At 50.9% G+C, this 12,979-nt stretch carries 10 protein-coding genes; 7 read left to right on the top strand and 3 right to left on the bottom strand.

Annotated elements, in window-relative coordinates; all coding sequences use genetic code 11:
- Positions 1–224: 224 nt before the first annotated feature.
- Positions 225–407 carry a hypothetical protein gene (locus J1785_RS10355; protein ID WP_129951045.1) on the top strand — a complete coding sequence of 61 codons (183 nt, stop codon included), beginning with the start codon at positions 225–227 and terminating at the stop codon, positions 405–407.
- A gap of 158 nt (positions 408–565) precedes the next feature.
- Here the strand turns inward: J1785_RS10355 and J1785_RS10350 are convergent, their stop codons facing one another.
- Positions 566–2,224, bottom strand: a complete 1,659-nt coding sequence (locus J1785_RS10350; protein WP_129990851.1) for a glucan biosynthesis protein D — start codon at positions 2,222–2,224, stop codon at positions 566–568.
- A gap of 415 nt (positions 2,225–2,639) precedes the next feature.
- Between J1785_RS10350 and J1785_RS10345 the strand changes: the two genes are divergently transcribed.
- On the top strand, positions 2,640–4,025 hold the full coding sequence (locus J1785_RS10345; protein ID WP_129951043.1) for a CoA transferase: 1,386 nt from the start codon (positions 2,640–2,642) through the stop codon (positions 4,023–4,025).
- Here the strand turns inward: J1785_RS10345 and J1785_RS10340 are convergent.
- Positions 4,022–4,873, bottom strand: a complete 852-nt coding sequence (locus J1785_RS10340; RefSeq protein WP_217219359.1) for an AraC family transcriptional regulator — start codon at positions 4,871–4,873, stop codon at positions 4,022–4,024. The two genes, J1785_RS10345 and J1785_RS10340, sit on opposite strands and share 4 nt — an antisense overlap.
- Positions 4,874–5,134: 261 nt before the next feature.
- Between J1785_RS10340 and J1785_RS10335 the strand changes: the two genes are divergently transcribed.
- The 5 genes from J1785_RS10335 (at position 5,135) to J1785_RS10315 (ending at position 12,422) form a co-directional block, all read left to right on the top strand.
- On the top strand, positions 5,135–6,973 hold the full coding sequence (locus J1785_RS10335; RefSeq protein WP_217219358.1) for a DUF2264 domain-containing protein: 1,839 nt from the start codon (positions 5,135–5,137) through the stop codon (positions 6,971–6,973).
- 26 nt (positions 6,974–6,999) lie between these two features.
- On the top strand, positions 7,000–8,289 hold the full coding sequence (locus J1785_RS10330) for an oligosaccharide MFS transporter (protein ID WP_129951040.1): 1,290 nt from the start codon (positions 7,000–7,002) through the stop codon (positions 8,287–8,289).
- A complete protein-coding gene (locus J1785_RS10325) occupies positions 8,286–9,476 on the top strand; it encodes a glycoside hydrolase family 88 protein (protein WP_217219357.1) in 1,191 nt (396 codons plus the stop codon). Before J1785_RS10330 ends, J1785_RS10325 begins: the two co-directional genes overlap by 4 nt.
- Before the next feature lie 388 nt (positions 9,477–9,864).
- The gene (rcsA, locus tag J1785_RS10320; protein ID WP_129951038.1) at positions 9,865–10,479 is read left to right on the top strand and encodes a transcriptional regulator RcsA; all 615 of its coding nucleotides are present in this window, start codon (positions 9,865–9,867) and stop codon (positions 10,477–10,479) included.
- Positions 10,480–10,721: 242 nt separating this feature from the next.
- On the top strand, positions 10,722–12,422 hold the full coding sequence (locus tag J1785_RS10315; protein WP_129951037.1) for a methyl-accepting chemotaxis protein: 1,701 nt from the start codon (positions 10,722–10,724) through the stop codon (positions 12,420–12,422).
- Positions 12,423–12,523: 101 nt separating this feature from the next.
- On the opposite strand, the gene dsrB is transcribed toward J1785_RS10315, so the two are convergent.
- On the bottom strand, positions 12,524–12,721 hold the full coding sequence (dsrB, locus tag J1785_RS10310) for a protein DsrB (RefSeq protein WP_015697634.1): 198 nt from the start codon (positions 12,719–12,721) through the stop codon (positions 12,524–12,526).
- Positions 12,722–12,979: the final 258 nt, after the last annotated feature.

The raw sequence follows: 12,979 nt of genomic DNA, 5'->3' as shown, positions 1-12,979 counted from the left end.
GTTCTGATACCCCATAAGGATTATTAAAATCCACATAATTCATTACCGATAGCGTATAGGCAGATTGTTAGCTTTTAGCTATTGAATACATCAATAAAAGCAACTTTCGCTTAATAAGGAAACCCGTAGAATTCATTGCATTGGCAGCACGTCGTAAGCAGTGGTCATTAGCCAGCTCGCTGTTAGCCATTCCGTTAATATTTCTGAGATTAATAAGGAACAGCATGTATAACTTTCAGCGCTACAACGCCAAAGAACTGGCGCTTGCCTATATGAGCAGCAAACCACATGAGTTTTCGCCGAACGAATTTTTACAACAGTTGAAAGAGGTTGAAAAATCTTTCGACGCGGCGCTGAGACATCCTCAGCAACAGCCGCAAAACGGAATGCTGGTGAAGGCGTTTTGATTGCCATCTTGGCCTTCATCAGCTGAGTGCCGTGCGTTACCCTTGCGTTACCTTTGAAGTATCTTGCATGTTCCTGTGTCCGGTTCATCTGCAAAAAATAATGTAAAAAAGCAAAAGCCCCGAATATTCGGGGCTTTTTGTATTGAGGGATGACGGGATTATTGGGTCATCTGCCGGTCATCGATATATTTGCGTTTGTCCGGCGCTGGCGGGAAATACTGATACAGCCAGGTTTCAGACAACGCAGTCTGGCCGTTGCGCAGGAACATACGCAGCTCGACCGGTGCGACTGAATCGCTGTCAGGATACCAGTCAAATAAGATGCGGTAACCGTCGAACGGCTGCACATACAAAATTTCGATGTTTTTAATTTTACCTGCCGAGACATTGATCACCGGTTCAATGCCTTTATCAGCAAAGGCTTTCAGCTCACCGCCAATAAAATCGATAGCAAAACGGCGCGCCCAGACTTGCGGATAATTCTCACCCGGTGCCCAGCCTTCCGGGAAACCGCCCATACCGGTACGGGTCGCCAGCACATTCGCCATCGGGCTGCGGTGAGGAGGTTCAGAACTCCAGTACAGTTTGTAGCTGAAACTGAATTCCGCGCCGGATTTCACCGGTTTTTCCGGCTGCCAGAAGCACACAACGTTATCCAGCGTTTCACCCGTGGTCGGGATTTCCATCAGATTAACGGCCCCCTTCCCCCAGTCTCCGACCGGTTCCACCCACAGGCTCGGACGCTTGTTGTACCAGCCGATCACATCCTGATAATTGTCAAAGTCATGGTCGAGCTGCAACAGACCAAAACCTTTCGGACTGTTGTCGCTGAAAGCGTTGAACTGCAATCGCTGCGGATTGTTCAGCGGGCGACAAATCCATTCGCCGCTGCCGGTCCACATCTCCAGACGGTCTGAGTCGTGGATTTGCGGATGGATTGTGTCGCAACGGCCCCGTTCACTGGTGCCGCAACTGAACATACTGGTCATTGGGGAAATGCCCAATTGTTTGATGTCTTCGCGGGCATGCAGATGGTTTTCAATTTCCATCACCACGCGGGTCGGTTCGCAGTGGATCACGAATTTATACGCGCCGGTGATGCTCATGCCGTCCAGCAAAGCGTAAACCGTAAACGTTGTGTCACCAGGTTTGGGTGTATCAAACCAGAACGCGGTGAAATCAGGGAATTCTTCCGGCTGATCGGTAAAGGTATCAACCGCCACGCCGCGCGCTGACAGGCCATACTGATAAGTATCATCGACCGCGCGGAAATAGCTGGCACCGAGGAAAGACACCACGTCGCGGCGCGTCAGCTCAGGGGCTTTATTGACTTTAAAACCGGCGAAACCAAGGTTGGAGAAACCTTCCAGTTGTTTGGTATCAACACCGGCATCGTGATAGTTAAACAATTCAGGGCGGAAATGGATTTCGCGCGCCAGATGTTTCACCGGATCCACGGAATACATGCGCACGCGGCGTTTGAAACCCATACCAACGTGGAACAGTTCCACATCAAGCTGGCGGTCAGGCAGACCATTCCACAGGGAATGTGCATGATCATACTGAATCGCGTTGTAGGCCTGCGGCGTGAGTTCAGCCAGCGTTTTCGGTAACGGCTGCGGCGCGCCACCATAAGGCTTATCCGCTAAATCTTTCGCCATCTTTTTCAGCGCATTGAAATCAAATGGCAGTTCGCCGCCGTCCGCTACATTCGCCTCTGCCGCCTCAGCGGAACGGGTAAACAGTGTGGACATAGCCGGCACACCACACCAGGCGGCGAGTGCCATAGATGCTTTAATAAATGCTCTTCGTTCCATGCCAGAATCGTTTCCTGTACTGGGCAAAAATCTGGAGACATCGTGCTGTGACGCCGTCCCCGCGTATTCAGAATTTTTCGACCCTAAGGCTAACGTAAAATTCACAAGCCGCGTACAAGAAATTGAATGCATTCAGCTAATATTTTGCTTGTAAAAGTCATCAGTTCTTACCGCGCCCGTTCCCCGTATGACAGGGGCTGAGCCGGTTTTCAGAAACCCGGATTTGAGCCGCTATTCCTGCCCTGTTTTGGCGCGCAAATCACGGCTGACTTTAGGAGCATTCTGTTACCGGAAGGTTACTGTTATTTCTCCCTCATCGAGTCATTCTCGCCAGATAGCGCGCCTTTTGCCCGTCCTGCTATGCTGAATGCTTATAGTTTGATGATTTTTTTGTTTATTGCATGGAGATTCCCACATGTCCGATGAACAGATTCAGGAGAAAGCGCGTGAGCTATACGCACAGTTAAGCGGCAAAATTTCACTTCCCTGTACGCTCCATGTCAGCGGTACCGGCAATCTTCCGTCTTATTATCCGGTCACGCCACTGATTGCCGCCTCTGTGGCGCTGGCGGGTATTGCCGTTTCACAGCTTGTTGCTCTTAAAAACGATAAACACGATACGGTGACTGTGGATCGTCGCCTGGCCTCGCTGTGGTGCAAAACCAGTATCCGGCCTGAAGGCTGGGATATACCCCCCGCCTGGGACAGCCTGGCGGGGGATTACGCCACCGCGGACGGCTGGATCCGTTTGCATACTAATGCCCCCGTCCACCGCAAGGTCGTAGAGACACTGCTCGGCAAAGCAGAAAACCATGAGGCGCTGGCGCTGCGGGTGAAGATGTGGAAAAAAGCAGAACTTGAACAAGCCGTTGTGCGGGCGGGTGGATGTGCCGCACAGATGTTCAGCCCGGAAGAATGGCAGCAGCATGTACAGGGAAAGTCGCTGATTTCGGAACCTCTTTTTCAACATTCGGTGTCAGCTAAGGCTGCACTGCCGCAATGGGAATTGTCCCCGCTACAGCCGCTGGCAGGCGTGAAAGTACTCGACCTGACAAGAATTCTCGCCGGTCCGGTGGCCACGCGTTTTCTCGCCGGACTGGGCGCCGAGGTATTGCGTATTGATCCTTTCGGCTGGGATGAAGCCAGTCAGGAAGCGGATATCACACTCGGCAAACATTGCGCACGGCTGAATCTGCATAACCCGCAGGACCGGCACCGTTTCGAAGAATTGCTGCGGGACGCGGATGTGATGGTTCATGGTTATCGCGCGGGCGCGCTGCACAGACTGGGATATGGCAGTGAAAAGCGTCGTGCGATTGCGCCGGGGCTGGTGGATGTGTGTCTGAATGCGTATGGCTGGAGCGGGCCATGGCGCGAACGGCGCGGATATGACAGTCTGGTACAAATGAGCTGCGGGATTGCAGCACAGGGAATGCGGCTTTCCGGTAGTCACAAACCGGTGCCGTTGCCGGTTCAGGGGCTGGATCACACGACCGGTTATCTGATGGCTGCCGCTGTGCTCCACGGATTGGCGCAACGTATGCAAACCGGTCAGGGCAGTGAATGCAGACTTTCACTGGCACGCACTGCCTGTGAACTGATGAAAAATGGCGCATCAGCAACAGCATGTCACGAACCGCTGATTGAATCTGCAGAACAGGACGATTTTTCATCCGAGCCCGAACGCACGGTCTGGGGCAATGCCCGGCGACTGCTTCCTCCCGTTCATCTGGAAAACACAACCTTAAGGTGGCGCCTCCCCGCTTCCCCGCTCGGTTCTGCACCCGCCAGCTGGCGTTAAGTCGTCAGAGAAAACGCCGCCTTGCGATACTGCAACGGCGTTTTGCCGATCATCTTTTTAAAACGGGTAATGAAATACGGCGCGTCAGTAAATCCGCATTGCAGCCCGATCGCTTCGATCGAACGGTCTGTGGAACGCAGCAATTCACATGCCCGTTTAACCCGCCGGGTGGCGAGATAATCCTGAATTGAGCCACCGGTTTCCTGCCCGAATACCCGCGAGATATAACTTTCTGACAATCCGAGGGCCACAGAGAGTTCCGCCAGCGAAAATTTTTGCACGTAATTTTCTTCAATCCATTGCATGACTTTAGAAGCTGTTGTCCGGCTGACAGTTTTTGGCAACACGTCTTCCGCTGGCATAAATGCCATCAGTTGCAAGATCAGCAGGGTAATTTCTTCCCACTGATCGGCCTGCGGTTCGGACAACTGATTGAACTGCTCGAGAATGACTTCTATATGGCTGGCATGTTCGCTGAGATCATAAATATGTGCTGCACGATCGGCATCCCACAAATTTGCGAACCTCGCCCGGCGTTGCGGGAATGATTGCAGGCAACCATCCAGCAACTGATGATCCAGATGGATGGTGGTGCGTAAATACAGGTTCTTTTCACCGGATTCGACAAACACTTTGTGCAGTTTAAAAGGCGGAAAAACGAACAAGCGCCCCGGACGCAGTGTGTATTGCTGATTATCCACAATGACAATCCCATAGCCCTGACTGACAAAAAGTAATTCCAGACACTGATGCCAGTGAAAATAATTGGCACTCCCGCGGTTCATCCGGTTAAAGGAAACCTGACGTTCATTAAGGGCAATACGCTCCAGATAATCAGATACGGGCATACCTGTTTTCCTCATTTTCATTTGGCACCGTAAAACGACAAGGACAACAAAACACAATTTTCAGTCAGTTTTTTATAATTTAAGCCCTTTTAGTCGCGATTTAATAATCACAATTTCAAAAATCACCTCATTTTGTGAAGCACGTAACAATCAGTGTTTTTCATTTCTCTATATTTCACTCGCAGCACAGAGAATTGAAATAATATTTCAAATTAATAAACCCTTATTTTTTGCTTCCCTTACGTCACCGGGAGAATTTTTATGACGCTGAAAAAAGTGAACATTAATAATCCGTTACAGACCCGCGATGATGTGCAGCATCTGCTGAAAGAGTTGCTCTCGGCGGTGTCGCCTTATACGGAAGAAGGCAAAAGCGGAATCAACCTCGGAAATTCCACCACCCATTACGGAAAAAAAATTGCCGAAATGGAAGCACTGTCGCGCATGTTGTGGGGCATTTTCCCGCTGCTGGCCGGTGGAGGTGAATGTGAGGATTTATCTTTTTATCTGGATGCCATTCGTTTCGGCACTGATCCGCAGCATCCGCAATACTGGGGAGATATCCGCGATTTTGATCAGCGCTGTGTGGAAATGGCGGCGTTTGGTGTCGGGCTGACGCTGCTTGACACAAAACTGTTGCAGCATTTCAGCGTTCAGGAACAACAAAATCTGGCGGACTGGCTGAATCAGGGGCGTGATGCCACCATCCCGAATAACAACTGGAATTTCTTCCCGGTTATGGTGCAGATGGGCTTTAAAACATCCGGATTACCCTGGGATCAGGAAGCCGTGGCAGCCCGTTTTGCGCTGATGGAAGATTATTATCTGGGCGATGGCTGGTATTCCGACGGTCCCGGCAGGCCGCGTGATTACTACATTTCGATGGCGTTTCATTATTACGGCCTGCTGTACGCTCAGAATATGGCTGATGTGGATGCATCACGTGCAGCCATGCTGCGTGAACGGGCACAACGTTTCGCACAGGATTTCATTACGATGTTTTCCGCGGGTGGCGCAGCGGTGCCTTTCGGACGCAGCCTGACCTACCGTTTTGCCGAAGCAGCGTTCTGGAGTGCGGCAGCGTACAGCCAACTGGACGTGTTCACTCCGGGCATCATCAAGGGGCTGATTTTGCGCCATCTGCGTCACTGGCTGAAAGAGCCGATTTTCGACCGCGACGGCGTGCTCAGTATCGGTTATCACACACCGAACCTGGTGATGGCGGAAGACTATAACGCACCGGGCTCACCTTACTGGGCATGCAAACTGTTCCTGGTGCTGGCACTGCCGCCGGACGATGCCTTCTGGGCGGCAGAAGAAGCGCCCCTTCCGGCACTGCCCGACACTCATTGCATTCCTCATGCCAGTCAGATCCTGACCCGCGATGCCGGAGGTCAGCATGTTGTGATGCTCACGTCAGGTCAGCTTGAGCTGAATAATTTTGTGAATACCGAAGCCAAATACACCAAATTCGCCTATTCCAGTCAGTTCGGATTCACCCTGGATCGCGGCCGGTACGGTCTGAATCATGCCGGTTGCGATTCGATGCTGATGTTCTCTGAGGGCGACGGCTATTATCGCGGACGCCGCGACTGTGCCGACACCCGCATCACCGTCGGGATGATTTATTCCCGCTGGCTGCCGTGGCACGACGTAGCAGTACGCACCTGGCTGATCCCCTGCGGTGACTGGCATTTGCGGGTCCATCACATTGAGAATCAGCGTCCGCTGGAGACGGCCGAAGGCGGTTTTGCAGTGATGCAGACACCTTCAACGCAAATACTGCATCCGGCAGAAAAACAGGCGGTGACAGTCACAGCCGGTAACGGCATCAGCCGGATTGCCGCGCTGGAAGATAACACGTCGCGCGAAGCGTCCACCGTTATCACCCCGCCCAATAGCAGCATTATGTTCGCCGAAACCGCCGCCATACCCGTATTGAAAAATGCCCTGCCGGTGGGATCTCACTGGCTGATCACTGCCGTGTCGGCCTCGGCCAGCACGGATATTCGCAGCCTCCCTTTACCGGAAGTCTCCCGCGAAGGGCAGCAGCTACGTTGGCAATATCCGGGTCATAACGGACAAATCATTTTAGCTTAACCGCAATAGCCGTTTCAGGAGTCACGATGAAAGCCATAAAAACAGCCAGTAAAACGGCTTATTACAAAATGAGCAGCTTTATATTCCTGTATTTCTTCACCTGGTCTTCGAGCTTCGGGCTATATGCCTTATGGCTGGGGCAAAAAGCCGGACTCGACAGTGTCAGTATCGGCACCGTGTTTGCCATTAACGGCGTTTTCGCGGTGGTCATGAAGCCGGTTTACGGCTATATCATGGACAAAATCGGCATGAGCAAATCTCTGCTGTATTTTGTGGTGCTGGTTTCCGCCCTGATGGCACCGTTCTTTATTTTCGTTTACCAGCCACTGCTGAACAGCCACCTGATGGTCGGGATTATCGTCGGTGCGCTGTATCTGAGCCTCGGCTGGTACGCCGGTGTGGCAGCATCCGAATCGTATGCTGACCGTTTCAGTCGCTTGTATCATATGGAATTTGGCCAGGTTCGCATGTGGGGGTCACTGGGCTGGGCGCTGGCCGCGTCGTTTTCCGGCGTGCTGTTTAACCTCTCCCCTGCCTGGAACTTTGGCCTGAGCAGCGCGACCTCGCTGGTCATGCTGATGGTGCTGCTTTCACTGAAAATTGGTGATGAAGAACTTAAAAATAACGACGTCATTTCACAGCAAAAGATCGTGTTCAGCGATGTGATTTTACTGCTCAAAAACCGCAAGTTTTGGATGTTCTCGCTGTATGTCGCTGGTGTCGCGTGGATGATGTTTGTCGCCGAACAACAATTCTCACGCTATTTCGTCACCTTCTTCGATACCAAAGAGCAAGGCAACGCCTGGTACGGCTATCTGAGCACGGTGCAGTCCGGTCTCGAATTTCTGATGATGATGGTTATCCCTTTCCTGGTGAACTACTTCGGTGCCAAGAAGAGCCTGTTGCTGGTCGGCGCACTGGTGGGATTACGCCTGATTGCCTCCGGGCTGACCCACGACCCGCTGCTGATTTCAATTATCAAACCGTTCTACGGGCTGGAGATCGCGTTGCTGCTGGTGTCAGTGTTCAAGTACATCGCCGAGCATTTCAGCAAACGCGTCAACGCCACCATGTATCTGTTGGGTTATCAGGCCATGATATACGTCGGCTCCATTGTGGTCGCCCCGCCTGCCGGTTACTTCTACGACCGTATTGGTTTTGAACACACTTATCTGATTATGGGCGGTATCGCGCTGTGCTTTACGTTGATTTCCGCCTTCACATTATCCGCCTGTCACAGCCTGCGCTCAGGCACCCCCGTGCCTGCGGTGCAGGTTGAAGTTGAAACAATTGGAATGGAAAGGGAGAAAGTATGACGATCACCATCGCGAAAGAGACGTTGCTACCCGTGGAACTGAATCAGCTGGATAAAATCGCTTTTGCACAAAAGATGCAACGGGCGCGCCAGACGGTACTCAGCAAAATTTCCCGTAATCTGGAAAAGTTCGGCGATAAATTCCCGGCAGAAACCTGCGAAAACGGCCATTACCCGCTGACAGAGAATGTGGAATGGACTACCAGTTTCTGGACCGGCCAGCTTTGGCTGGCGTGGGAAATGACCGGCGATGACCGTTACCGTCTGGCAGCAGAAAAACAAGTGACATCGTTTGGTAACCGTATCGCCAACCGCATTGATACCGCGACGCATGACCTCGGTTTTCTCTACAGCCTCTCGTGCGTCAGCGCCTACAAACTGACCGGCAACCGGCAGGCTCGTGGTTTTGCACTGCTGGCAGCAGAAGCCCTGATGGAACGTTTTAATAGCCGGGCGAAAATCATACAGGCGTGGGGCGATTTGCATGACCCGGAACAGGCCGGCCGCATGATTATCGACTGCAATATGAATTTGCCCTTGTTGTACTGGGCGAGTGAACAAACCGGTGAACCGCGCTTCGCCGATGCTGCCCGCGCGCATGCAGAACAGGCGGCGAAATATATTGTGCGCCCGGACGCCTCCACCTATCACACGTATTACATGGATACTGTGACCGGCGAACCGCGTTTTGGTAATACGCATCAGGGATATGCCGATGACTCATGCTGGTCGCGCGGCCAGGCATGGGGTATCTACGGCTTTTTGCTCAGTTATCGTTATACCGGCGATGAAGATCAGGTGGAGATGTCACGGCGTCTGGCACATTATTTCCTTAACCGCTTACCGGAAGACGATGTCTGCCACTGGGATTTGGCGTTGCTCGGCACCGATGCCGTTCGCGACAGTTCGGCTGCGGCGATTGGGGTCTGCGGTCTGCTGACGCTTGCGACCACGCTGCCAGCCACCGATGACAAACGGGTGTGCTATGAAGAAATGGCGCTGCGCATTATGGATTCACTGACCGAGAATTATCTTACCCGTGAGGACGAAGATTGTGACGGTTTACTTAAGCATTCTGTCTATCATATGGCCAGCGGTAAAGGTGTTGATGAGTGTTGCAGCTGGGGTGACTACTTTTATGTCGAAGCCCTGACCCGTGTGACGCAGTGCTGGCAATCCTACTGGTGATGACCGGGACGCAGTGTTTACGCACTGCGTCTGCTTTTCTGCCCTTTTTCATTCGTGAATTGTTTTTAAGCATAAGCAGGGTCTTCATTGTATTGACAGAGGTACCGGCGTGTTACCGTAACATCCTAATCAATTAGTTTTTTTTCTATGTCATTACATCCATTAAGAATAGTCTTAATACGGGCCACTTTTTGTACAGTTACAAATTTAATTGTGACATAAAGCAAATTTATCAAATCCTTCCCTGCCCCTTAAGGGGTAAAAAAATCACTTCCAACTGTCCGATTTTCATGCAAAAAGTAGAGTCAGCGCGCAGTTTGTGCCTGCTGTGCTGACACAAAAAAATCCAATCATTATGCAGAACAGGGACGTCCTATGAGGACTTACTATGCATACGATAATCTTGGATCCATGCCGGTATACGCGTCTCGGATTGCAACAATTTCTCACCAGTGAACAAGATGTCAGTTACGTCAGCCATTTTGAGCAGTTTCTTAATGGTTGCAACAAACTGAATCCTTCGATTGTTTTTATTAACGAGGATTGCATATCACCTCATTCAGGTAATAAAGAACGTCTCGGAGAACTGATCACCGGCTCCCCTGATACGCTGTTTTTTATTTTTATGTCCCGTACACGTATTCATTTCGAAGAGTATATTTTTGTTCGTAAAAACGTGATTATTACCTCCAAATCCATTAAAGCCGACACACTGAAGCAATTAATAAATCATCCGTTATTACCCCAGGCGAAGGATCCCGCCGGGAGTGGAATGCTCGATACCCGGCCTGTGATGCTCAGTCGTTCTGAATCAGCAATGCTCAGAATGTGGATGTCCGGTAACGGCACCATTGAAATATCAGACAAGTTACAAATTAAAACCAAAACGGTGTCTTCCTATAAGGGAAATATTAAAAGGAAAATAAAATCACCGAATAAACATATTATTTATCACGTCGTTCGTTTATGTGATCAGCTCACCAATGGTATTTATGTGAATTAATCACCTCTCTTCTCTTTCGGCTACAGGTTACGCAACGGCGCAGCCTGTAGAAATCTTCGTTAATCTCTGAAAATGAGATCTCCGCCACAAATATAAACTGAATCCCTCCGCCGGAATGCCGATGACTCCTTATGGCGTCTTTTTCGTCACGGCCGGACTTGCCCGCTGGCAATGCCTTTATCGCTGTCACTGACCGCCCGGAACAGGCGGTATACAGGATCAATTGAGCGGAACAAAATAAAATGGATACTCCTACATTTTCAACGACCAGAACCTCTTTTATCAGCAACATTCGCCTTATCACCCTGATTAGCCTGATTCTTACCGGGATACTTTTCCTTTTTGCTGTTGCCGTCGGCACCTCCGGTTTCTTTCTAAAGCAAAGTAATGCCGCGCTGGCAAATGCTACCCAGGAGCTGCAAATCCGTCTGGCTCTTTCCAACAGTTCAAACCATCTGCGTACCGCACGTTTGTTGCTGATTCAGGCCGCCGCAGCGGCGCGTATTGGTGACCAGGATGTGTTTAACCAAAACCTGAAAGACGCTGCCAGCCGAATTAAACAGTCACAAACTTCGTTTGAGGCTTATATCAACCGGCCGAATAAAACCGATAAAGATCGGGAAATTGATGAACCGCTGAAAAAAGCCTATGACGATTATCTGACCAAAGGCATGGCACCGATGCTGGAATCGGCCAGACAGGCACATTTCGAGGAAGTCATTTCTCAGGAAGCAGAAACGGTACGTAGTCTGGATCTCGCCAATAATATCCCTCTGCTGGCGGCAATTGCTTATCGTACCGAAACGGCTAATGCCATCAATGATAAAGCGCAGCATAATGCCGTGCTCGGTTATACCCTGATGGGTGGCGGTTTCCTGCTGGCACTGGTGCTGACCTTCATCACTTACCTGGTGATGCGTAAAGTCATTATTCATCCGCTGAACAGACTGGTGATGCGCATTCAGAAAATTGCTGAGGGAGACCTGACGCAACCCGCACAAGTGCAGGGCCGCAATGAAATCGGCGTACTGAGTAATAATGTGGATCAAATGCAACGCTCGCTGGCATCAACGGTTCTGACTGTACGTGAAGGCGCGGTGTCTATTTATCAGGGCTCGACGGAAATTGCTTCAGGTAATACCGATTTGTCTTCGCGGACCGAACAACAGGCCGCGGCACTGGAAGAAACGGCTGCCAGTATGGAACAGCTAACGGCTACGGTGAAACAGAACTCCGAAAATGCCCATCACGCCAGTAAACTGGCTGCAGACGCTTCAAACAAAGCGCAAAAAGGCGGGAATATTGTGGCGGACGTGGTCAGTACCATGGATAAGATTTCCCGGAGTTCGACCAAAATCGCCGAAATCACTAATGTGATCAACAGTATCGCTTTTCAGACAAACATTCTGGCACTCAATGCTGCTGTGGAAGCAGCACGCGCCGGTGAGCAGGGACGTGGATTTGCGGTGGTGGCCAGCGAAGTGCGCAATCTGGCGCAACGAAGCGCACAGGCAGCGAAAGAAATTGAAGCACTGATTGAAGAATCTGTCGATTACGTTGGTGAAGGCAGCATTCTGGTGGGTGACGCGGGAGACACAATGTCAGAAATTGTTACCGCTGTCAGCCATGTGACGGACATTATGGGCGAAATCGCTTCCGCATCGGATGAACAAAGTCGCGGGATCAGTCAGGTCAGCCAGGCAGTGTCAGAAATGGATGGTGTCACGCAGCAAAACGCCTCGCTGGTGCAGGAAGCATCTGCCGCCGCCGCGTCACTTGAAGAGCAGGCCGCCCGCCTGACACAGGCTGTGGCAGTGTTCCGTCTCGATGGCAGCATCCGCAGTGCGCAACCACAACCCCCGGCATCATCCCGCTCCCTGCCCGGCCAGGCTTCCCGTTCGCCTAAAGGGGGAAACGATGAACCGAACTGGGAAACGTTCTGATAACGGCCTCAGCGTCATTACCGGCAGGCAATAAGTAAAAAAAACCGGCGGCAAAAATCTTGCCCCGGTTTTTTTTATTCACGACAGACATCGCATAAATATTATTCAGAACCTTCGCGGGGTTCAACGAATGTGCCATCTTTAGTATCGCCTTCATTGAAGAACCAGATACCTGCCGGATAATCTTCCAGCGAAACCAGATACATGACGCCTTCATAAAACTCTTCTACGGCTAATACCTTACCTTCACGGCGCGGTCCGCCGTCAGTTTTTACTGTCACAAGATCATTAACTTTCATCAGGTTATCCCATGGTTTTCAATTATGATTATTGTAGTACAGACCATTGCACAAAGGCATGCCTGACAGGAAAGATGATGCGAAACGGTAAAATAACCCGGTGGAAATCATTTGCACTTTCTTAACGAATTCGGGCAAGAATCCTGAGTTTCATTTCTTCTATACTGGCTGCGTGCTCACCCCCGAGGGAGTGCAGAATGAATGTCATAAGAAATATTTTGCCCGCCTCTGTGCGGGCTTTTTTTTTATCTTTTAGCC

Source organism: Rahnella perminowiae, from assembly GCF_019049755.1.
Taxonomy (GTDB): Bacteria; Pseudomonadota; Gammaproteobacteria; order Enterobacterales; family Enterobacteriaceae; genus Rahnella; species Rahnella perminowiae.
This window is presented reverse-complemented; position numbering and strand designations above follow the sequence as displayed.